This is a genomic window from Ensifer sp. LC163 (genome assembly GCF_001695855.1).
Taxonomy (GTDB): Bacteria; Pseudomonadota; Alphaproteobacteria; order Rhizobiales; family Rhizobiaceae; genus Ensifer.
Genome location: NZ_MBSS01000016.1, coordinates 43,095 through 64,792, shown reverse-complemented (window position 1 = coordinate 64,792; position 21,698 = coordinate 43,095). Strand labels below are relative to the sequence as shown.

Genomic DNA, 21,698 nt, shown 5'->3' with positions numbered 1-21,698 from the left:
TGCATGTTTCCTTAAATCGTATCCGCTTTAAGGATAAAAACATGCAGCAATTCAAAGTGCTACAGCGACCTTGGCGCGTCTGATAAGACGCGCGGCGCTGTAGATGAAGGCTACACGTTTCCGCCGGTTGCTCTCACCGCGCCAACGTATCCAGCCAAGATAGACACGATTGTCGGGGCTCGGCGACCGACGACAATCTGCTCGTGACAACATCGGCGCATCATCGGGCACGCGGTCATAGAGATCGAGTGATGTCCTGGTGAATGATGCGTCCGCAACTCAATGACTGCCGGACGTGGCGCCGCTTGCCGTCAGAATTACTGGTGTGATCACAGTTCCCTGGCCCTGAACATAGGCCAGTTGAATAATCAACTCAGCCAGGGGCTCTAGATATCGAGCGCATTCGATTTCGCGGACCAATGCCGCTACCTGATTTTTGGACTCAGTATCGTTTCCGGCCAAAAAGACCTGAGGAACAACATCCCCGTACGACAACTCGGCGGACACCACACTTCCCCATGAGGTGACCAATGCCCACTCCTGACGACGTGCTGCAGGAAACAGTAGAGGCATCCGCCGGGCTGTATATCCGCGTCACCAAGGGCGTCGCCCGCTACGCCACGGACACCAGCTTCAGCGTGCCAGCATCTGCTTACCCGCGCTCGTAAACGGCAGGATGCGGGGGACTGTTGCGGCGTATGCATCGTAGTGTGGGAAAGCGGTCCTCAGTATGCGCTCCTCGTTGGCCATCCGCCTCAGCTGTAGCATCCAATGGACCACACCGAGCGCAACAGACCAAACCGAGAGGTTGAGAATGATGATGCCAACGACCGCGATCTCTTCGGTGAGATACAGCGGGTGTCGAACCACTGAATAAGGGCCGCTCGTGACCAGTGTTCGCGCGTCAGGCATGATGCTGAAAGCCCTGCCAAGGCAGGCCAGAACATAGATAGATGCCAGCAGACCAATGATCGTTAAGACTAGGCCGATCATCCTCGTCGTCGTCGATACATCCTCCTGCGGCAGATAGCCAACCAGGGCGCCGATGAGAAAAGTCCCGGCCAGAGCCGTTACATAGCCCTCTACGTGATCCGTTGAGCGGACCGGCGGGAGGCGAGTAATCGTGACCGCGCAGATCATGCCGAGGAACAGCAGAGACGTGAAAATCGACGCCACCATCACAAAATCGATGGACGCCAGATCGTCGCGCGCGAATGTATCCCGAAGGTAAAAGACCTTCGGTATCATCGCCGGGATGAAATAGAGACAGATGAAAATCCTACCGAGAATGTCGGCAAGGGCCAAATATCGGATGCTCATAGGTGCCCCCAACTGGTTATAGTTGGGGGCCAGTTTGTCACGGTTGCAGCAAACGGCAATCGCAACTTGTTAAATTAGTAAATTTCAACCGTGCGACTTTGCCGTTGCGGCGAATGCGGCGGACGATTTCGGAATGGCAGGAGAGGCAGGACAACGCAGCGATGGCCATCAGCACAGTTCCGAGCATGGTTGCTGGCATGGCAAGCGTCCAGTCGATGCCACCAGGGACGGATGGTCCAAGGCTGCTTGCTTCCGCCCTGCTGGCCCAGGTATTGGCGCTTATCAAGGCGAGCAGCGCAATATGGGCGTGAACGAAGCGCGCCCTAAGATAGCGCTTCGGATTTCGGGCGAGAAATACGCCAGCGACGGCCAGGGATACCAAGGCGGACAAAAGAAGCCATGGGTCCATGCCCGGAATGCCAAGTAACGTAAACATGGGTAGTCGCAACACCGGCCGTATCATCAGGTACAGCCACCAAGTGAACGGGCTGGACGGAAACATAGCCAGAAGGATGATGCTGGCCGCGAATATCGCGCCAGCCGCATAGACGAAAGTCGGTCCGAGCCGAACAAACACCAAAACCAAGGCACGCATATGCTTTCCTCCTTCGGCGGGTTGCAACGGTGCGTGCAGAATATTCGCAGATGCTTGAGCAAGGCTTACCGCTAGATCAGTGCAATGTAAGCTTGTGTAGCTCCGCCGTCGAGCCTGGCTCTTCTTTCTGCCATGAGGTGACCAATGCCCATTGAGCCTTGCATTGATGATGTGTTGCGCGAGACGGTCGCGGTGTACATCCGCGTCACCAAGAACGAAGACGGCAGCATCCGCCGGGAGATGATGGACGGCGACTACAAGGTCCGGGATGTCTCCAAGGCGGAGGTGATCACAATGCTTCAGCAGTTTGCATCCACGCTTCGCTACGACTGATCCAAACCATCCATCAGGAACAATCACCATGAAACTGATCGCCAACTGGCGGGCGGTGCTCCGGTACGGCTGGAGCATCCGCCTGATGATCCTTGCTGGCCTGCTCTCGGGCCTTGAAGTCGCGTTGCCGTTGCTCGAGGGCTACCTGCCAATCCCGCCCGGTGTGTTCGCGGCGCGAGGCCACCTACACCTCCTATGCCCGCGTCGCCGTTGCGCGCACGACAGGCGGCTGGACCGTCACCAACAACTCCGTCTCCCCGGTCGCGAACATCGATTTCCCGGCTGCTACCGGCGGCACGAACACCATCACGCACTTCGGTGTCGGCACTGTCGCGACGTTGGCCGGCAAACTCCTGTATTCCGGCACAGTCACTCCGAACATCTCCGTTTCCAGCGGCGTGACGCCCCGCCTGACAACGGCCTCGACTGTCACCGAGGACTAAGCGCGCCTCCTTCTCCTTCCCCATGAAGTGACCAATGCCCACTCCTGACGACGTGCTGCAGGAAACAGTAGAGGCATCCGCCGGGCTGTATAACGTCGACAAACTTCTCAAGTCTCGGCCATCTGCTTTCCGATGCCGCGCAAACCGTAGCATTCGGGACGAATGTTGCCTCAACTCTGCGCCGGAATATGGCCGCTGTGGCCCTGCGATGTGCGGGAATCTGCCTTCCCGTGCTCGTAAGGCAGGACGTTTACCTTGAGTAAAGAATGGCATTGATGGCGCCGACATATAATAGTTGTATGCTCCAATGAGGGACAATCGCCGACTAGTCTTTGTCATAGTTGCCGTGACAGTGTTGTTTGCGGCTGTCGATGCTGCATGGCTGCCATTTTCGATGGTCAGCCTTGATCCGCGAAACATCAGCCAATTGGCGAAGATCGCGGGCGGGTTTCTCGCGGCCTATCTGATCGGCCGATTTGTCATCTATCGGGTGCGTGGTGATGCATCCCGAGCGGCCGGCGGTCTTCGGTGGATCGCAAACAGCCTGATTGCCCTGGTTTCAATATCCGCTCTATTCCTGCCTCTTGGCTTCGTCACTGGGGTGTTCATGTATTTGGCATCCGCGACCGACATGCCATTGATCGATGGAAGCCTAGCCGCGGTGGATGCCGCGCTCGGGTTCCATTGGCCGTCATTTCTGGCGACGGCTAACGGCTCTCCTGTGTTCGCACTCGCGCTCGTGGTGGCCTATCATAGCCTGACGGCTCAGATAATCGTCCTGTTCGTGGGCTATAGCGCGGCGCAACGTGCGGATAAGCTGTTGGAGTTCGTGGCGCTGCTGGCCGTGTCGTCGGTGTTCACGGCGGCGCTAATGGCGTCGTTCCCGACCGCCGGGGCATATGCACATTTCCAGCCGGCTCCGGAGGCGTTTGACGCTTTCACGACAAAGGCCGGGATGTGGCATTATTCGGAATTGCTGAGGCTCCGATCTGGGGAGGCCTTCAATCTATTCGTTGCAGAAGCCGAAGGGTTGGTGACCTTCCCTTCGTATCATACGGCTGTCGGAATAATGGTCGTCTATTCATTGCGACATATCCGGCCTGCCGCCGCTCCGGCTGCCATTCTGAATTCGATAATGATTGTCGGAACCTTGCCTGAAGGTGGCCACCATTTGACCGATGTTATTGCCGGTGCTGTTGTCGCCGTGACTTCGATCCTTGCCATCCGGGTCGTACTTGCTCGGCGGCAGGAGCAATACGTGCCAGGACAGGCGCCGACCGCGCCTTATCCTTCCCTCTTCGCTGATCGACTTGAAGGCGACCGATGACTTCGGCCGCCGATTCTGCATGTGCATTGACCTATCCTCCGGCCTCACGAGGTGACCGATGCCCATTGAGCCTTGTAGCGATGACACGTTGCGGGAGACCGTCGCGGTGCATCTCGCGAACAGCGAAACACCGACCGAATACGACCTCCACCGAGGATTTTTCCCATGCAACTCGCTGAACTGAAACGCTTCGCGCCGGCCGCGTAGAAGCCGTCAGAGTTGTCAAATGGAACGCGGTTCAAACTTCCATGTCAGGGTTACCAAGTCCGAAGACGGCAACATCCGCCGGGGACCGACACTGATTCCGAGTTCGATTTCGTTGCTCGCTATATCCTTGAAGAATTGGGAATAGAGCCGGAGGAACCGGAAGGTGATCGGCTCGACAGCCTGATCGAAAAATTTGGATTGACCTTTCCCACCACCAAGGTGTTTTCGCAACTTGCGCGCTCTTCAATACCCGAAGTTTCGGCGACCGATGCGCGAAGAGCAACTGTTCAAACGACTTGAAAGACGCATCGTGGCTGCGCGAATTGGAGACGGGTTTCGCGCAACCCTGGTTCGAGACCCGACGGGCCGCCGCGAACCGCAGGCGTTCATGAGCACAAATACCGAGCTCGAGCCGACCCAGATCATCGCCTACTTCGTTCGACGGTGGCAGATCGAAGTGACGTTCGCCGAAACACGCGCCCATCTTGGGGTGGAGACCCAGCGCCAGTGGAATGGCAACGCCATCATCCGCACGACGCCTTCGCTCCTGGCGCTCTATAGTCTCGTGACGCTGTGGGCGGGGGATTTTCTAGCCAAACCACGCGCCCTTACGCCGCCGCATGGTACAAGAAAACAGAATTCACATTCACAGATGCGATCGCTGCTGTGCGCCTCGTTTTGTGGAGCGACGATCTTTATCGACACTGCCCGTCGAACCCGGAAATGCATAAAATACCTCCCGCATCTGCATGGCACAGGCGCTTTGCTTTGCCGCATAATGTACAAAGTCAAGCTTAGGATGCACCGTGGAAGAAGGCACGGTTATCCGGTCCGCCAGCGGACTGTCAGGACTTGGTGTAGGACACGGCCATCGTGGCCAGTGCCGCCAAGGCCATGATGACACCGTAGGGGATCTTGCGCGTGGCGCGGATTTCCTCGATGCGCACAACAACCGAAAAATGCGCCAGTTGCAGCGGCATCGGCCATTTGAGCGCCAGCAATGTCACAACACCGCCGATCAGCAGGAAGGCAACGAAGGGGAGCATGCCGTGCCAGCCGATGAAAAGGCCGATCGGCAGGAAGAGCTTGGCATCGCCGGCGCCGAACATGCCGAGGGCCCAGAGGCAGACGCCGAGGACGAAAAGCAGCAGACCGGCCGCGAGATCGCCGCCGATCCCGGTGGAGGAAAAGAGCGCCGCGCCGACGTCCCCGCTCGTCAGCAATTCCGCCAAAGCGCGCAGGGAATAAAGGGCGAGAAGGGCCAGGATGGCGGTATTCGGTATCTTCCAACTGCGAAAATCACTCCAGGCGGCATAGAGAAAAAGCAGTACCGAGATCATAGTAATAATGTCGATTATCGATGTCATGTTTTGCCCCCTTTCGTGTCATGTGGTCGTAATTTCAGCAACTTTCGACTAATTCCAAGTTATCTCTAATCCTTTTGGGTTAGGCCTCTGTCAATAAATATTACGGCCTGTCGTATTTCGGTAGCGTATATCCCCGTCAATTCAGTTTCCTCCAAGTTCCGATTTTAACCATAAAATATAGATGTGCGACATGACTCCACATTAGAAGTTGACGATATAATAATTAAGAGATTATTAATCATGGCAGTCGGAGAGGTGGTCTCAATGACGGGGGCGAGCCGGGGAACAAGCGGCACGCAGAAAATAATCTGGAGGTAATTCTCGATGAAAGCACTTTTGTCCAAAGTACGCGCTTTCGCGCGGGAAGAAGACGGCGTAGCGCTGACCGAATATCTGATCCTGCTCGGCCTGCTTGTCGGCGGGGTTGTTGGCACCGTGATAGCAGCCGGCAACAACTTGGAAGGAGCTTGGAGTACTTGGGGCACCTTCTGGACTCAGACTCAATACACGCCGACTCCCACCACTCCTCCGGCAGGCGGTTGATACGCGCGAGGCGAGCGAAAAAGAAGGAGAGGGGTTTGTTAACTCCTCTCCGCTAATTTAGTTACGACTTTTCGAAGTATTTTTATCCATTGTGCGAGTACCGACGATGCGTTCTTCGACGATCATCAGTCTTGTTATTGCGCTCATGCTTGGCCTCGCTGCGGTTTTTGCCACGCGCACCTATCTTGCCGACCAACAGGCGCGGCTTGCGGCCGCCAGCGCCAAGACATCCCAGGAAAAAACGCTTGTCGTTGCCGCCAAGGCCATGCGCTTCGGCGATCGGGTACGCCCCGAAAACCTCAAGGCCATTCCCTGGCCGTCCGAGGAGCGGCCCGAGGGTTCGTTCCAGGCGATCGAGGCGGTGATTGGAAACAATGACGAGCCGCGCTATGCCATGGAGGCGATCGATCCCGGTGAGCCGGTGCTTTCCTCGAAGATTACCGGTGCCGGTGAGCGGGCCACCTTGTCGGCGGCGCTCGACCAGGGAATGAAGGCCGTTTCCATCCGCGTCAACGACGTTCTCGGCGTCGCAGGCTTCGTGCGTCCCTCGGACCGCGTCGACGTCCTTCTGACCCGGGTTGTGCAGAACCAGAAAAATGGCAGCGAACAGACCTCCGTCGATGTTCTGCTCCAGGGCGTGAAAGTTCTGGCGGTGGACCAGACGGCCGATGAGCGCAAGGACGAACCCTCGGTCGTCAAGACCGTGACCTTCGAGGTGACGACCGACGAAGCGCAGCGCCTGACGCTCGGCGCCAATATCGGCACATTGTCGCTGGCCTTGCGTAATATCGCGTCCGCCGACGTCGAGCAGACACGGCCGGTCACCGTGGCGGATCTTGGTGGAGGTCCGATGGCAGTCGAACTTGGTAACGACATTGCGCAAAAGTCTGACGATGGGCGCTTCGATGTGATCGAGCGCCTGGTGCGGAAGGTTGGCGACGACCTCGGAGGCAGACTGAATTCGGTCGAAAGCAGGATGAATACGCCGCTGCGTGAAAAACAGGTGCAAATCGTGGAGCGTCAGGTCGAACCCATCTTGCCGATGGAACCCAAGTGGGCGACCGTCGGTGTCTGGAACACGACCAAACGTGAAGAACACCGGGTGGGTCTGATCCAGTGAGATGAAATACGGCCTGCTCTGAGGGGGGCAGGCCGGGCTTCGACGAGAGGAGGCTAAGGCTGGAATGTTGAGGGGAAGCTTGAAGGGGGCGGCACGTGCCAAAGCCCTCGCGGCGACGGTCGCCGTAGTTTCGGCCTATGGCGTCTTAGGCCCCGGCCTGGCCGGACGCGCCGATGCACAGGAAAAATTCGTCAACCTCGGGGGGGCCGTTCAGCAGGTGAACCTCCCGCCGAATGAGACGATGACGATCAGAACCGCCAAGCCGTTCGGGGATCTCGTCATAGGCAGCGCCGAGCTGATCGATGTGGTGCCGCTTTCCGACAGGTCGCTGTTCATTCGCGGCAAGAAGACCGGGGCCACGAACATCTCGGTCTATGACGACGACAAGAAGCTTGTCGGTGTCATCGATATCCGCATCGCCAGCGATTTCAGCGAAGTCGCCTCGGCCATCCGCTCCGCCTCGCCGGGGTCGCAGGTTCGGGTGATCAACTCGAATGACCGCATCCGCCTGACCGGCATCGTCCGCGACGCCACTGAGTTGCAGCGGGTGCTGGAAATTGCCCAATCCTATTCCGATCAGCCGGTCCTCAACCAGTTGCGCGTCAACGATTCCCAGCAGGTGATGCTTGAGGTCCGGGTGATCGAAGCCTCGCGCCAAACCGGCCGGGACCTCGGCATCGGCTGGTCGGGGCAGGGCAGGAACGGCATCGGCAAGGCAACGACGAGCCAGGGTATCGCGGTAGACGACGGCGCACTCGTCCGTACGCTGGGGGATGCGGCCGGCGCGGCAACCGGCATGCAGCCTTTCGGCCAATTGATCGCCAAGGTGCTCGAAATTTCCGGCGGCCAAATCGATGTCGTCATCAACGCTCTTGAACAAAAGGGGCTGGTGCGCCGCCTGGCGCAGCCGAACCTGATCGCGATGAGCGGTGAGACCGCAAATTTCCACGCGGGCGGTGAAGTGCCGATCCTGACAACTGTGGCCAACGGTGCGACGGTTGCGACCCAGACCGACTACCGGCCGTTCGGCGTGCGGCTGTCCTTCACGCCGGTGGTGCTCGACGGCGGACTGATCAGCTTGAAGGTCGAGCCGGAAGTTTCCGAGCTCGACACATCGATCAACGTCAACGGCAATCCCGGCTTCATTTCACGCGCGGCCAAGACCACGGTGGCGCTGCGCGACGGCCAGAGCTTCGCAATGGCCGGTCTCTTGCAGTCGACCAACGCCAAGGACATCCAGCAATTGCCGGGATTGGGGAAACTTCCCGTGATTGGCGCGCTGTTCCGCTCGACCAGCTTTCTGAAAAAGGAATCCGATCTCGTCATCGTCGTCACGCCGCGTATCGTGCGACCGGCAGCACCCGGCGAGGACCTTTACACTCCGCTCGACCAGACGCGCTCGTCGAATGATGTCGAGCTGTTTGCGCTCGGCATCCTGGAGGTCGACAAGGACATGCTGCGCCGCTTCCGCGATGGCGAAGGCGTGACAGGTCCCTATGGCCACCGTCTCGATCTCAATGTGGGAGGCGAACTTGCTGTTGCGAAGAAGTAGGCGCGCACTGCTGGTCGTTGCTGTTGCGAGCCTTGTCACCGGCTGCGCCGACTACATGAACCACAGGGACACGATCACCTTCGGGCTTGGAAACGCGGTGGAAGCGAACAAAGGCATCCACACACAGGATCCCTTCCCGCGGGTGGCACAGAACACCCACATCGCCGCCGACGGCAAGGTGGTCCATAGGGCTGTCCGCAGCTATCAGAACGGTGGAGGGCCATCGGCGATGGTCCTGCCCGCGCCTGCGCAGTCGTCCAACGGAGCGATGTCCGGGCAGTGATGTTAGAAGGCAGCGTTTAAGAAACGGCGGCAGCGCCGGAAAGGACTGCAGTAGAAACAGCGCGTCACGACGGCAACGCCGCCGCGATGGAGGGGCATGCCAATGTTGAACAGGGCTATAGGACGGTTCTGGAACGATCATCGCGGCTACGTCATTGCTTTGACGCTGATTGCCATGCCGCTGCTGCTCGGCTTCTCCCTGCTGGTCATCGATGTCGGGCGCAGCAGCAATCTCCATACCGACCTTCAGAACGCCGTCGACGCGATGGCGCTTGCAGGCGCCCGCGAGCTTGACGGCCGCGACGACGCGATCGAGCGGGCCGAAGCGGCGATCAAGAGGGTCACCAACAGCGCGGCCTTTGCCGGCGGCGGAACCGGCATGTCGCTCGGCTCATACGACCCCGTGTCCTTCGACGCCGGGGATCCAGCAAAGGGCACGGTCAACGTCCGATTTCTCAAGGAAATTCCCGCCAACGATGACGATCCCATCACCGGATCGATGGAGACGACGAATTCAAACGAGGCGTCCTACGCCTGGGTCTTCGTCCCGAACGAGCGCGTACAGATGCAAACGATCTTCCCTCTGCCGGTGGGTTTCAGCAGGGATACGATCAGCGTCTCCGCCGAGGCGGTGGCAGTCTACCGGGCGAGCGCCTGCGACGTGACGCCGATCTATATCTGCAATCCTTTCGAGGATCCGGCTGGGGGCGACCCGGAGGGTTCAGCCCGGGACTACCACCAAAAGTTTGCGGCCGGTGATCTCTATGGCGTGCAGATCGAGTTGCACAACAGCGGCAGTTACAGCGTCGGACCCGGTAACTTTGGCTTCCTCCGAACGGCCCTCGGCAATGGAGCTAGCGCGTTGGCCGAGGCTCTCGGCTCCGGCAAGCCGGGTGTCTGCTACAAGCAGGAAGATCTCGAAACCAAGACGGGCGTGATGGCCGGGCCGGTTGAGGATGGGCTCAACACGCGCTTCGGACTTTACGGCGGCTCGTTCAACAACGAGACTAACAACACGCTCTACCGGCCTGCAGGCAATGTCCGCATGGCGCAGCAGCAGTCCGGTAATAGTTGCAAGTCCTACTCTCCCGAAGAGCAGGCCTATGATGCCGTTCCGCTCGGCTATGGCGCGACGATGCAGGGCATCGGTGGTGGCGGCGGCAGGATTGCGACCAGCAACAATTGGAACGTCAACATGTATTGGGACATTACGCATTCGGGTAAGAAGCCGAGCCCGTTGAAGTCCAATCCTAGCTACACCCCGCCCGCTGCGCCGGCGTCGGAGATCAAGGCCTATTCCTCCAGCTATCCGGGCGGGCCGACACCGGCCGGCGTCAATCCGTCTGCCTACGACGTCTATAACTACGAGCTCGGCAAAGCGAATCTGTTGGCGGACAAGGCGCCGAGTGGCGAGACCGGTATTCCGCAATGCCACAAGGGCTACGATCTCTCCACCTATCCGGACAGTGTGTACGGCAACCGGAGGGAGATCTTCGCTGCGATCGTGAACTGCATTCATGAGGACCCGACGGGGCACGACCGCGTCAAGGCGCTGGCCTTCGCACGGATGTTTCTGGTCAAACCTGCCCAATCCTCTGGCAGCGACCGCTATATGACGCTCGAAACCATCGACATAACCGGGCAGGGCGGACGCGGCACGCTCGATGAGTTCCTGCGCGAAGAAGCTGAGTTGGTCCGATGATGGCGCTCCGACACCTGATCCGGCATCGGCTCTGTCTCGGCTTCTGGCGGAGGGAGGAGGGCGCTGTGCTTGCCGAGGCGCTGGTGGTGGTGCCCTTCGTCACGCTGTTTGCGGCGGGCATACTCGAATTCGGCAACATCTTTTGGGAACGGATGCAGATCGACGCGGGGCTCAGAGACGCCGGGCGCTATTGGTCGCGCTGCCGACAATCTCCAACATACACCTCTTACTGCACTGAAGATATTGCAAGGAAGATCGCGTTTTATGGCAGCCCCATTCCGCCCACGGGAACACCCTTGCGTGTTCCAGGCTGGGGCCCGGGTACGGCGGCACTCGATATTTCGCCGATCAGCACCAACGGCACGATCACCGTCGAAACGTCGCATCTCTACCAGACTTCGCCTCTGTTCGGCTGGCTCGGCATCGACACCATCACCATCAACTCCTCCCATGAAGAGAGGTATATTGGATGGTGACCCTCCGCACAGTCGGCGCCTTCTGGCAGGATACCCGCGGCGTCAGCCTCACCGAAGGGCTGATTACCTTTCCGCTCGTCATTCTGATGTTTGCTGCCTTCGTCGAGTTCGGCTATGCCATGCATCAGTGGAACCAGACGGTCAAGGCACTGCAATACGGAGCGCGCCTGGCGGCAGTCTCTGATCCCGTCAACTCCAATTTCAACCCGGTTACGGCTGTTGAGTCCACCGATCCCCTGGTCGTCGGAACAGGCGTCCGACCCGCTCCAGCCGGCCTTCCGCGCATATGGACCTGCGAGGGCGTCAACTGCAACAGTCAATTGAACCGTATCGTTTACGGTTCCGCCGCGGCGGAGAGTTGCCCGGAGCTTGCGCTCGGGGCACGTCCCGGGATGTGCCACATCAATCCGCGGTTTCGAAAGAATAACGTGGTCGTCACTTATGAGCGTTCGGGGCTCGGCTACTGGGGCCGCCCAGACGGTGCAGTGGTCACGATCCGCCTTGCAAGCCAGAACATCACCTTCGACCTGCCCATCCTCGGCGCGCTGCTTGGGCTCAATGACATCACCATTCCCGCCCATCCGGTGACGATTACTTCGGAAGACCTCCGGACATGTTCAACCTGCCCGGCTCCTTAAAATACAGCGTGGGATAGTGAGATGACAGCTCATATGAACTTCGCAGCATCCACGAAGATCCTTGTCCTTTCCGACGACGCTGCGGCTGCGAGCTTCATGCTCGATACGTTCGGTTCGCTGTCGCGCTACGAAGTGCGCCACATGGCGCTGACAGCACTTGCGGATGCGGGGCGGTTCGATCCGACGCAGTTCAACCTGATCGTGCTGGATGTCGACAATGGCGAGATGCTGAACCGCCCCGGCCTCTTTGCATTCCGCACCAGCCACCGCAACATTCCGCTCGTGATCGTTTCGGAAGATCTGCCGGACGAGATGCTACGGCCGCTCTTCCGGCTGAATGGCGACGATTGGCTGAAGAAGCCGCTCGAGCGGCGCTCGCTGATCGACATGATCTCCACGCATGCGCCGGGTGCGGGCGCCAGCGATAGCCGGGTTCATGCCGTCGTCTCGGCCGTTGGCGGCGCCGGCGCCAGTGTGATCTCCTCGTCACTCGCCCATGTACTGGCCCAGTCGACGAAGAACTCGGCGCCGCGCGTCGACCTGTTCGACCTGGATTTTTCTTGTGGCTCGCTCGGCTACTATCTCAACCTTGTCAACGACTACGATCTGAAGCCCGTCATGGCCAATCCGTCGCGCGTCGACCTCGAATTCATCGATCTCGTGCGCAAACGCCATTCGAGCGGCTTTTCCCTGCTGTCCTTCAAACAACCGTCGGTCCTTCTGGCACCGAAGGGCGCCGAGCTGGTGTTGCGCATGCTGGATGTCGCAGCCTTCGAGAGCGACCACACGGTCATCGATATTCCCTACTACAACACACCGTGGAAGGATGCTGTGCTCGGATCGGTCAACAGCATCTGCATCGTCACGGAGATGACGATCCCCGCCCTCCATCAGGCCAAGGATCTCTTCCTCAATCTGGTGCGGTTGCGCGGCAACGCGGACTCGATCCAGATCGTCATCAACAAGTATCGGACGAAGTTTTTCAGCCTTGGCGTGCGCCGGGAGCAGGTGGACAAAATCTTCAAGGATACGCATGCGCATATCATTCCCTATGACTGGGACACGATGAGCGAGGCGGTGAACCGTGGCGTGCTGCCGATCGAGGTAAACTCGCGCTCGCGCTTCTGCGGCGCCGTCAACAAGCTTGGAGCGCTTGTCAGATGAGAGTGTACGCGCATCGCAGCGACGGACCGAGATGGCGACACGGCAATGCTTCAGCTTGCGACCGAGTGGTGCGGGTCCTGCTGTTTGCGGTCTCGGTTGGACTTGCAAGCGCCGCCACCGATGGATTGGCGAGCGGGCTCGTGCCGCGAAACCTTGGACCGAGGACGAGCGCCACGGTGACGGTCGAGAAAAACTATCCGGCCGGCACGATCGTCATCGTCAGTGAAAATCGGACGCTCGATCTTATCATCTCCGGCAATCGCGCCATCCGTTACAAGATCGCAGTCGGCCGCGACGGCTTTCGTTGGAGTGGCGTCGTCAGGGTTGGTCGAAAGGCAGAGTGGCCCGAATGGCGGCCACCGGCCGAGATGAAGGCGCGTGCGCCTGAGCTTCCGGAATTGGTGCCTGCTGGCCCGTTCAACCCGCTCGGTGCGCGCGGCATCTATCTCTACCGCGGAACCGCCGACACGCTTTACCGCATCCACGGAACGAACGACCAGTCGACGGTCGGGAACTTCGCGTCTTCGGGATGCTTCCGGATGAGCAATGCCGACATCATCGATCTCTATGACCGAGTGAAAGTCGGAGCGACAGTGATTGTGAGATAGTCGAACAGGGTGAAGGTCAATGGCAACCGGGTTCATCGGACGTTTCTACAAGCAGACGCAGACGGGTGATGGGGAACTTGCGGAGCCCGCTGATCTTCTTTCCGCTGAGGTGCCTGCGAACACGGTGGCGCCTAGTCCCCATGTTGGCGAAGCTGCCGCAACCGTCGGGCTGGAAGCCTCGCTCGGCCTCGATATGGTCGCCGAGCGGGTCAACCTGCATCGTTACCTGCTGGACCGCATCAATCTCGGCATTCTCGACACACTCGACAACGAAGAGATCGCCGCCGAGATCAGGCCGCTGGTCAAGGATTATATCCGCCGCAACAACTTCCCGCTCAACGCCAAGGAAATCAATGATCTGATCCGTGAGATCACCGACGAGATGCTCGGGCTCGGGCCCATAGAGCCGCTGCTGGCCGATGATACGATCGCGGATATTCTCATCAACGGCTACAAAAGTGTCTATGTCGAACGAAGGGGCAGGCTCGAAAGCACGGCGGTTCGCTTCAAGGACGAGGATCACCTGTTGCGGGTGATCAACAAGATCGTCTCAGCTGTCGGACGTCGCGTCGATGAATCGACACCGCTGGTCGATGCCCGCCTCAAGGACGGGTCGCGCGTCAACGTTGCCATCCGGCCGATCTCGGTTGACGGGCCGCTTGTTTCGATCCGCAAATTCACCCGCTCGCCTCTGACGCTGGAGCGCCTGGTCGAATACGGCGCCATGGCGGATGCGATGCGCATTCTTCTGAGCGCTGCGGTCAAAGGCAAGGTGTCGATGATCATCTCGGGTGGCACCGGCTCGGGCAAGACGACCTTGCTCAACGCCATGTCGTCGCAGATCTCGCCGAAGGAACGTCTGATCACAATCGAGGATGCGGCCGAGCTCCAGCTGCAGCAGCCGCATGTCGGGCGATTGGAGACCAGACCGCCAACGCTCGACGGCCGCAATGAGGTTCGGCAGCGCGAGCTGCTGAAGAATGCGCTGCGCATGCGTCCCGATCGAATCATCGTCGGCGAGGTGCGCGGCGAGGAGGCCTTCGACATGCTGCAGGCGATGAATACTGGTCACGAGGGATCGATGACAACCATTCACGCCAACACGCCGCGTGACGCCGTCGGCCGGCTCGAACAGATGGTCGGCATGGCGGGCATGCCCATGTCGCAGCTCAGTATCCGCTCGCAGATCTCCTCCGCGATACGGGTTATCGTGCAAGTTCAGCGTTTGAGCGACGGTAGTCGCAAGGTCGTCTCGATTTCCGAAATCACAGGCATGGAGGGCGAGGTCGTCCAGATGCAGGAGATCATGCGGTTCAAGAGGACCGGCACAGAGGATGATGGCCGCATTCGCGGGGAATTCCGGGCAACCGGGCTTCGCCCTCGTTTCATCGAGGAGTTCGCGGACCTCGGGATCGCCGTCTCCCCGCTGATTTTCGATCCTGGAAAGCCGCTGCAAACGGGGGTCGTTGAACCATGAGTCTGCTCCTGCTCTATGCCGCCGTGTTCATCGCAGTGCTGGTTTCCGCCGAAGCTTTGCTGCGCAGTTACTTCACGAAATCGGAGCGTCAGCGGGCGGTCAACCATCGCCTGAGCCTGCTTGATGAAAGTGATGACCATCGCAAAACCTATCGCGATATGCTGAAGGAGCGCGGTGCCGACGAGGATTGGCGTTCGCTGCCATTGATGCAGTTCATCAGACAGTTCTACACGCAGTCCGGCATCAAGTTCGACCCAAGGCGATTTGTGCTCTATGCAATTGCTGGCGGGCTTTTCATCTGGTTGATCGTCCAGTTTCTGGTGCCGAGCAACATCGTCCGGGTTCCGGTTTTCCTGATGATTTGCCTGCTCCTTCCAGTGCTTGTCGTCTGGCGCGCCAGGGCGAGCCGTATTCGAAAATTCACGCAAAAACTTCCAGAAGCACTCGATGTTGCCAATCGGAGCCTTGCAGCCGGCCATCCACTGCCGGCCGCGATTGCCCTGGTGGCGCGCGAAATGCCTGATCCGGTCGGAACGGAGTTCGGTCTTCTATCGGACGAACTGACCTATGGGGTCACGTTGGACGATGCACTCGCCAACCTTGGCGATCGCGTGGGTGCGGAAGACCTCAATCTGTTGGCGATCTCGCTGAGCGTTCAGGCAGGGACCGGCGGCAATCTTGTCGAGATCCTTCAGAATCTCTCAAAGACGTTGCGTGATCGCTCAATGCTGAAGGCCAAAGTCAAGGCGATCTCGTCGGAGGGACGGATCACCGCGATCTTTATGTCACTCTATCCGTTTCTTCTTTATGCAATGATCAAGACGCTCTCACCGACGTATTTCGACCCTGTTTGGAATAGCGGCCACGGCACAACCGTGGTTGTGGTTCTGTTTGCGATCATGGCAGTCGGAAACGTCATTCTCTACAAGATGGTTAACTTCGAGTACTGAGGCCACCATGCTAGGTGAGTATGGAATTTATCTCATCGTTTTCTTCTCGGTGCTGATATTTACCGGCGCCGCATCCGAATTTGTCTTCCGGCGCCGCGAGGTCGGTCTCCGAATATCGGAAACGACGGTGACGGCAGGCGGGGAGGAACTCCAGCTTGGCGACGGTGCGATTGTTGACTTCGGTGAAGTCGAAAACCGATTGATCCGCCGCTATTTCGAGATCACCCGACGCGATCGGAATGCCAACTCGACACAGAACCGGCTGATCCGCGCCGGGTATTTCAGTGCGGGCGCGGTAACGGTGTTCCAATTGATCCGTGCGCTCATCTGCATTGGTGTCCTGGTTGCAGCCGTCTGGGCCCTTGACCGCTTCATTCCTGAAATGTCGCGCCTCGCAGGCGTGGTCGTCGCCATGTTTGCCGCCGGCATCACTTTTGTTCTGGTCAACATCCAAATCGATCGGCGCGGTCAGGCCAAGGAGCGCGAGTACAGGCGGCTCTTTCCCGATTTCATGGACATGCTGATCGTCTGCCTGGATGCCGGAATGAGCATCGAGGCGGCGGCAAACCGTGTCGCGAGAGAATTCGTCCACAAGCGGCAGGATTTCGGCCTGCATCTTTCGATCATGATGCTGGAGGTGCGCGGCGGACGTCGCTTGCGTGATGCCCTGGCCAACCTGGCAACGCGGCTCAGGATTGACGAAGCGCGAGCGCTCGCGGTGCTGTTTCGCCAGTCGGAGGAGCTGGGAACGAGCGTCACGCAGACGCTGCGCGTTTACAGTAAGGAAATGCGCGATCTTCGTGTCGTGCGGGCCGAGGAAAAGGCCAATTCCCTGCCGATCAAGATGCTGCTGCCGCTCGGGGCGTTCCTGTTTCCCGTGAGCCTCATTATCGTGCTCGTGCCCATCGTCATGCGTGTCGTCGGCATTCTCACCGGCCTGAAGCCTGGTGGATAGGACGTAGGGGGCTATATGCAGTATTCACCCGAACAAGATCGCGAAGACTTCGCCGTCGCACTCGATCCGCGGATGCCGATGGCGCCGATGAGCCTCGAGGAAACCGGCCTTGATGTGTCGTTCATGTTGCGGCTGGCGGCAAAATGCGCGACGGAACGGGATACCGTGACGCCATCGCACCTGGCGGCCCGGATGAAGCTGCCGAAGGTGGTGATCAATCTTCTGATCAAGGAGCTGGTGAAGCTCGCATATATCGAGGCGAGGGGGCTTGCGGGGGAGGACGTCAAGTCCGACATCCGCTATGCGCTTTCGATGAAGGGCATGGACTATGCGCAGGCGGCGGCACGACAGTCAGAATACATTGGCCCGGCTCCCGTGTCTCTCGATGCCTTCTGTCGCCAGATCGGCTTGCAGTCAATTCACCACGAACGCGTCACCTATGAGCGGTTAGTCCGGAGTCTGGAAGGGTTGGTGCTGTCGCCGGCGTTGGTCGAGAAGCTTGGGCCGGCCGTAAATTCGGGCCTTTCCATCCTGCTCTATGGCCCCCCCGGCAATGGTAAGACAAGCATCGCCGAGCGGACCTCGGAGCTTTTCGTGCAGACGATCTGGGTGCCTTATGCCATCGAGGTCGGCGGTTATGTCATCAGCTTCTATGACGAGGCGACGCATCAGCCAGTGAGTGAACCGGCGGTCAGGCCGCACCCGAAGGCCGACCAGCGATGGGTGGAATGCCGGCGGCCGGTCATCAAGACCGGTGGCGAGCTCACCCTGGATCTGCTCGACCTGACTTATAGCCCAGGCTCCCGTGTCTACGAAGCCCCGGTGCATCTGAAGGCATCAGGCGGAGTCTTCATCATCGACGATTTTGGGCGCCAGCAGGACCGACCCCAGGCGCTCATCAACCGCTGGATCGTGCCGCTCGAGCGGGGCTACGATTTCCTGACATTGCATACCGGCAAGAAGTTCAAGGTGCCGTTCGATGAGCTTGTCGTCTTTTCGACCAACATTGCACCACGAGAGCTCTCCGACGAAGCCGGCCTGCGGCGCCTCAAATATAAGATATATGTGAACAACCCTTCGCGGGATGAATATCTACGTATCTTTGAGTCCTACGCCCGCAAGGCCGCGATAGACTTGGTGAGCAGTGATTTGCACCTGTTCTACGAACGAAAATACGAGGGGGATATGCCAGCGTCCTGCTACCATCCCAAATATCTCCTGGATTTCATTTCCTCCTATTGCGAGTTCAACGACATGCCGAAGGTCGCGTCGCTGGAGATGCTGGACCGGGCTTGGGGAGGGGTGTTCACATTGGACTGAAGCGGGGGCTACTGCATAATTCCTTAAATCGGAAGCGATTTAAGGAGAAAATTATGCAGCAGGTTTAAGCGTTACAGCGTCCTTTGCGCGTCATGTTTGACGCGTGGCGCTGTAAAGTGGGCCGACAATGGGATGTCATTAAGAGATGTCTGAAATACTGAGGCAAACGATCATGAGCTCGGCAACGCGGAACGCCTGAAGTGAACGTGGCCCCAAGGGGATCTGGGGTTTCGGGAAACACAGAGAGGTTGGGCTAAGGCCCGGCTTCGTGACGGAGGAATTCGATGACGCATATTTCGAATGTCGAGGTCGACATCAAGCCCGACGCTGCATTGCGGCGTAACGAGCACGCCGCCAAGGAGCCAAGCCGTTCGCGGAGCACGCCGATCATCGCACTGGCCCTTATGCTGCTGCCGCTCAACACGGGTATTTTGCTCTACACGGCCAAGAATGCCGCAGACGTCCGCGAGAGCCGAGAAAGCCTTTCCGCTCTCAAGCGCTCGATCGATGGTTTGAAGCAGCAGATTAGCAAACAGGCCGCGAACATCGCCAACGGCGCCAGGGCCGACGACATGGCGGCCGTTCGAAAGACTGTCGAGGAGCTGCAAAAGGATGTCGCCGATCTCGATGACCGCATGAACCCGAGCATGTTTGCCTCCAGCGGCAGCATGATCATCAGCGCGCCTGGAAAGGAAGTGACCCAGCGCTTGGCGCCATCATCCTATTCGGTCTCCGCTCCGGAAAACGCAGTCGACGATGTCCTGGCCGCAGCCGATCCTCAGGGCGGTTCCATCGCGAACTTGCCACGCTACGAACGGTCTGTCTCGGCGGATGGCAAGCTTGTGCTGAGAAAGGTGCGGTAGGGCCGAACCTGCCTTGAAATAGATTCTCTCCCGCAAATTGCTCGACGCAGCGTTGCTATGGCAGCGGTTGGCTGTTGCCTGGCGTTGTGCGTCTTCTACAGCGCCGCGCGTCTTATCAGACGCGCAAAAGGTCGCTGTAGGACTTTGAATTGCTGCATGTTTCCTTAAATCGGCTAGGATTTAAGGAAACATGCAGCAGCGCTCCGGCGGCACTGCCGTTGTTCAGTTCGGAACGGAAGCTGCATAAGGAAGCTCACCGCCGGCGTTTTGGCGCCGGCGGACCCGTGTGGGTGGTGTCGCGGCTTATCGCTGCGCGTATTTGACGCTGTTCTTCATCAGCTCCAGGTTCCTGGCCGTCGTCTCGTTCGCCGGATCGAGCTCGTATGCTTTCAGGAAGTACTTGCGGGCCCCGGGCAGGTCGCCGCGCAGCAAGTGGGAATAGCCAATATTGTTGTAGTAGACGGCCGTACCGCCAATCATTTTGGAGAGTTGCGCGTAGGCGCGGTCGGACGTGTCGAAGCGACCGATCATGTCGGAAGAGGCCGCAAAGCCCAACCATGCGGCAGGGTCTCGCGGAAAGACGTCAACTGCCCGCTTGTAGATCGCGTAGGACTTTCCGTAGTTCTTCTCTTGAAACTGGAGCTTGCCCGTGGTCACCAGTTCATCGTCCTTGTAGAAGGCGGCCGCCGAATCATCGTTGAGAGTTTTCGCGCTATCGCCGAAGGCGGCCACATCGTCCAGCGCGTCCGTTTGGCATCCGGCCAGTATCAGCCCCCCAACGATCAAAAGCACAACGCGTCCTGATTTGCTCCGAGACATTACCATTCGTCCCCCTAATTTCGGGTATCCTAGCCTCGCCTGCAGATGGGCTCATCGAAAATCTTGCTGAAAAATAACTAATAAAGAAAGAATTGAAATTGCGAGTCGCATTAAAGAGACACTGACGACGAGCTCGAAGGTCCGTTTTTCGCTCCGGTCTTGTGAGCACGATAGCCGTCTGCTTGATGACGACAAATACGAGGCGGCGGGAGTAATAAAAGCAGATGGACCGATTCTTATCCGAGGTAGCGGCACCTCGGTAAGCCTCAATTAAGCGTCATCTTATATTTTCTTGCTCGGCGCGTGCGGGGGATAGGAATCGAAACATGCGAGCCTCAGTAATGACGGTCATTCGGCTTGGGCCTTGCGCGGTCTACGGGGCCGCCGCCCTCTCCCTTATCAGCGTCGCGCTGGTCGCAAACGCGCCGTCCAGCGCACTCGCCTGGGGCGTGTATATGGCCTTGGTGCCCTCGACGCGCGGACTCGTGCTTACCCTCGTCTCCGCTCCAGAGTCGGTATTCTGGGGCGCGGTCGCGATGCTCACCGTCGGCGCCGCGGTTGGTGCCTATCTCGCCGTGCGCCCGGAACGATATCTGCGACTGCGCTTCGTTCACGCGCATGTCGCGCTCATCGCCTCAGGGCTTGCGGTGATCCAGATCTCAGGAAACGGCGCAGGGCTTGCCAGCGCTTCATTCTCTCAGCTTCCCGCCAGTAGCTGGTCGGTTGTGCTGAGATCGCCGACGGGGCTCGTCCTGCTTGTGCTCGTATTTCTGGCGTGCCTCAACGCCCATGCGGCGATCATCAAGCGCATTCGTGTTTAACTCCCATCGAGTTCGGCAGGGAGGTGAGCGCTACCTTTGTGGTGGTGCCAGAAGTCGAAAACGTCATGGGACCCCGAGCCGGATCGTCTCATTGGCCCTTTGCCGCACCTCGCTCACTTGTCCGCGCAAGGCATGGCATGGGCACGTGAAGCGAGCGCATCACATTCGTGGCGCAGCGCAGAACGGAGTCCCCGTTCAATGGCAGCTTAAAGTGAAGGTTGGCGGTTGTTGGCGCAAGTTTCTGGCGAGCCGAATGCTGTTCATGCTGTGTTCATGGCGTTCACTGGAAAATGACCTGACGAAAAACTGTCGGGTGATGTCATGAAAAAAATAGGTGCAGTGTTAGTTGCAGTTGCCACGGCCCTTACGGCAGTGTCGGCACAGGCATTGCCTATGTCTCCAATGTCGGTGAATCCTCCGAATTTCCAGGCTGCAGAGCTGATCCACCACAAGCCCGGTCATTATGGTGGTCCGCCGCACTCACGCGGATACAGCAATCATCGTTACAATTCGGGCCCACGATACGGCTATTACAACGGCTACCAGGGTTACCGTTACCGACGGGACGGCTACCGTCGGCATAATGATGGATGGTGGTATCCTCTGGCCGCATTCGGAGCAGGCTTAGCCATCGGTGGTGCGATCGCGTCGCCACCCCGTCGGGTCTATTCGAACGCCAGTTCAGCCCACGTCGAATGGTGTTACAACACCTACCGTTCATACAGGGCCTACGACAACACGTTTCAGCCCTATTATGGGCCACGCCAGGAGTGCATTTCGCCATACTATTGATCAGAGCGCCGGGGCATTGCCGAT

The 21,698-nt window shown here is 58.8% G+C and carries 24 protein-coding genes; 19 read left to right on the top strand and 5 right to left on the bottom strand.

The window, feature by feature from the left end:
- Positions 1 to 279 precede the first annotated feature (279 nt).
- The 3 genes from BC360_RS15850 to BC360_RS15840 form a co-directional block, all read right to left on the bottom strand.
- Positions 280 to 531, bottom strand: a complete 252-nt coding sequence (locus BC360_RS15850) for a hypothetical protein (RefSeq protein WP_244512746.1) — start codon at positions 529 to 531, stop codon at positions 280 to 282.
- A gap of 102 nt (positions 532 to 633) precedes the next feature.
- The gene (locus tag BC360_RS15845) at positions 634 to 1,320 is read right to left on the bottom strand and encodes a methyltransferase family protein (RefSeq protein ID WP_208858186.1); all 687 of its coding nucleotides are present in this window, start codon (positions 1,318 to 1,320) and stop codon (positions 634 to 636) included.
- 37 nt (positions 1,321 to 1,357) lie between these two features.
- Positions 1,358 to 1,915 carry a hypothetical protein gene (locus tag BC360_RS15840; RefSeq protein ID WP_065795870.1) on the bottom strand — a complete coding sequence of 186 codons (558 nt, stop codon included), beginning with the start codon at positions 1,913 to 1,915 and terminating at the stop codon, positions 1,358 to 1,360.
- Between the two features lie 144 nt (positions 1,916 to 2,059).
- On the opposite strand from BC360_RS15840, the gene BC360_RS15835 reads away from it, so the two are divergent.
- The 3 genes from BC360_RS15835 (at position 2,060) to BC360_RS15825 (ending at position 4,018) form a co-directional block, all read left to right on the top strand.
- Entirely contained in the window at positions 2,060 to 2,248 is a 189-nt protein-coding gene (locus BC360_RS15835) for a hypothetical protein (RefSeq protein WP_065795869.1), read from the top strand.
- 161 nt (positions 2,249 to 2,409) lie between these two features.
- Positions 2,410 to 2,691 carry a hypothetical protein gene (locus tag BC360_RS15830; protein WP_208858185.1) on the top strand — a complete coding sequence of 94 codons (282 nt, stop codon included), beginning with the start codon at positions 2,410 to 2,412 and terminating at the stop codon, positions 2,689 to 2,691.
- A gap of 346 nt (positions 2,692 to 3,037) precedes the next feature.
- On the top strand, positions 3,038 to 4,018 hold the full coding sequence (locus BC360_RS15825; RefSeq protein WP_208858184.1) for a phosphatase PAP2 family protein: 981 nt from the start codon (positions 3,038 to 3,040) through the stop codon (positions 4,016 to 4,018).
- A gap of 1,052 nt (positions 4,019 to 5,070) precedes the next feature.
- Here the strand turns inward: BC360_RS15825 and BC360_RS15815 are convergent.
- Complete coding sequence (locus BC360_RS15815; protein WP_065795866.1) at positions 5,071 to 5,592, bottom strand: prepilin peptidase; 522 nt, start codon at positions 5,590 to 5,592, stop codon at positions 5,071 to 5,073.
- A 324-nt stretch (positions 5,593 to 5,916) separates the two neighbouring features.
- Here BC360_RS15815 and BC360_RS15810 point away from each other — a divergent pair, with 324 nt between their 5' ends.
- The 14 genes from BC360_RS15810 (at position 5,917) to BC360_RS15745 (ending at position 19,242) form a co-directional block, all read left to right on the top strand.
- The gene (locus BC360_RS15810) at positions 5,917 to 6,135 is read left to right on the top strand and encodes a hypothetical protein (RefSeq protein WP_065795865.1); all 219 of its coding nucleotides are present in this window, start codon (positions 5,917 to 5,919) and stop codon (positions 6,133 to 6,135) included.
- A gap of 106 nt (positions 6,136 to 6,241) precedes the next feature.
- Positions 6,242 to 7,255, top strand: a complete 1,014-nt coding sequence (cpaB, locus tag BC360_RS15805) for a Flp pilus assembly protein CpaB (RefSeq protein WP_065795864.1) — start codon at positions 6,242 to 6,244, stop codon at positions 7,253 to 7,255.
- A gap of 64 nt (positions 7,256 to 7,319) precedes the next feature.
- Complete coding sequence (locus tag BC360_RS15800) at positions 7,320 to 8,807, top strand: type II and III secretion system protein family protein (RefSeq protein WP_065795863.1); 1,488 nt, start codon at positions 7,320 to 7,322, stop codon at positions 8,805 to 8,807.
- Positions 8,773 to 9,090 (top strand): hypothetical protein, encoded by a 318-nt coding sequence (locus BC360_RS15795; protein WP_208858187.1) that lies wholly within the window; start codon positions 8,773 to 8,775, stop codon positions 9,088 to 9,090. Before BC360_RS15800 ends, BC360_RS15795 begins: the two co-directional genes overlap by 35 nt.
- 102 nt (positions 9,091 to 9,192) lie before the next feature.
- Complete coding sequence (locus tag BC360_RS15790; RefSeq protein ID WP_065795862.1) at positions 9,193 to 10,791, top strand: TadE/TadG family type IV pilus assembly protein; 1,599 nt, start codon at positions 9,193 to 9,195, stop codon at positions 10,789 to 10,791.
- Positions 10,788 to 11,267: a TadE/TadG family type IV pilus assembly protein gene (locus tag BC360_RS15785; protein WP_065784747.1), complete on the top strand. Its 480-nt coding sequence runs from the start codon at positions 10,788 to 10,790 to the stop codon at positions 11,265 to 11,267. Before BC360_RS15790 ends, BC360_RS15785 begins: the two co-directional genes overlap by 4 nt.
- Positions 11,261 to 11,905, top strand: a complete 645-nt coding sequence (locus BC360_RS15780; RefSeq protein WP_065795861.1) for a TadE/TadG family type IV pilus assembly protein — start codon at positions 11,261 to 11,263, stop codon at positions 11,903 to 11,905. The genes BC360_RS15785 and BC360_RS15780 overlap by 7 nt, the downstream gene beginning before the upstream one ends.
- A 21-nt stretch (positions 11,906 to 11,926) precedes the next feature.
- Positions 11,927 to 13,069: a pilus assembly protein gene (locus BC360_RS15775; protein WP_065795860.1), complete on the top strand. Its 1,143-nt coding sequence runs from the start codon at positions 11,927 to 11,929 to the stop codon at positions 13,067 to 13,069.
- Positions 13,066 to 13,677: a L,D-transpeptidase gene (locus BC360_RS15770; protein WP_083222582.1), complete on the top strand. Its 612-nt coding sequence runs from the start codon at positions 13,066 to 13,068 to the stop codon at positions 13,675 to 13,677. Before BC360_RS15775 ends, BC360_RS15770 begins: the two co-directional genes overlap by 4 nt.
- Before the next feature lie 19 nt (positions 13,678 to 13,696).
- Positions 13,697 to 15,154: a CpaF family protein gene (locus BC360_RS15765; RefSeq protein WP_065795858.1), complete on the top strand. Its 1,458-nt coding sequence runs from the start codon at positions 13,697 to 13,699 to the stop codon at positions 15,152 to 15,154.
- Positions 15,151 to 16,104 (top strand): type II secretion system F family protein, encoded by a 954-nt coding sequence (locus BC360_RS15760; protein WP_065795857.1) that lies wholly within the window; start codon positions 15,151 to 15,153, stop codon positions 16,102 to 16,104. The genes BC360_RS15765 and BC360_RS15760 overlap by 4 nt, the downstream gene beginning before the upstream one ends.
- Positions 16,105 to 16,111: 7 nt before the next feature.
- Positions 16,112 to 17,059, top strand: coding sequence for a type II secretion system F family protein (locus BC360_RS15755; RefSeq protein WP_065784753.1), 948 nt, complete (start codon positions 16,112 to 16,114; stop codon positions 17,057 to 17,059).
- A 15-nt stretch (positions 17,060 to 17,074) separates the two neighbouring features.
- Complete coding sequence (locus tag BC360_RS15750; protein ID WP_065795856.1) at positions 17,075 to 18,379, top strand: AAA family ATPase; 1,305 nt, start codon at positions 17,075 to 17,077, stop codon at positions 18,377 to 18,379.
- A 284-nt stretch (positions 18,380 to 18,663) separates the two neighbouring features.
- Complete coding sequence (locus tag BC360_RS15745; RefSeq protein ID WP_065795855.1) at positions 18,664 to 19,242, top strand: hypothetical protein; 579 nt, start codon at positions 18,664 to 18,666, stop codon at positions 19,240 to 19,242.
- Between the two features lie 303 nt (positions 19,243 to 19,545).
- Here BC360_RS15745 and BC360_RS15740 read toward each other — a convergent pair whose 3' ends face one another.
- The gene (locus BC360_RS15740) at positions 19,546 to 20,067 is read right to left on the bottom strand and encodes a tetratricopeptide repeat protein (protein WP_065795854.1); all 522 of its coding nucleotides are present in this window, start codon (positions 20,065 to 20,067) and stop codon (positions 19,546 to 19,548) included.
- 320 nt (positions 20,068 to 20,387) lie between these two features.
- Here BC360_RS15740 and BC360_RS15735 point away from each other — a divergent pair, with 320 nt between their 5' ends.
- Positions 20,388 to 20,882 (top strand): hypothetical protein, encoded by a 495-nt coding sequence (locus BC360_RS15735; protein ID WP_065795853.1) that lies wholly within the window; start codon positions 20,388 to 20,390, stop codon positions 20,880 to 20,882.
- Positions 20,883 to 21,203: 321 nt separating this feature from the next.
- On the top strand, positions 21,204 to 21,674 hold the full coding sequence (locus BC360_RS30790; RefSeq protein WP_083222580.1) for a BA14K family protein: 471 nt from the start codon (positions 21,204 to 21,206) through the stop codon (positions 21,672 to 21,674).
- The last annotated feature ends 24 nt before the right edge of the window (positions 21,675 to 21,698 follow it).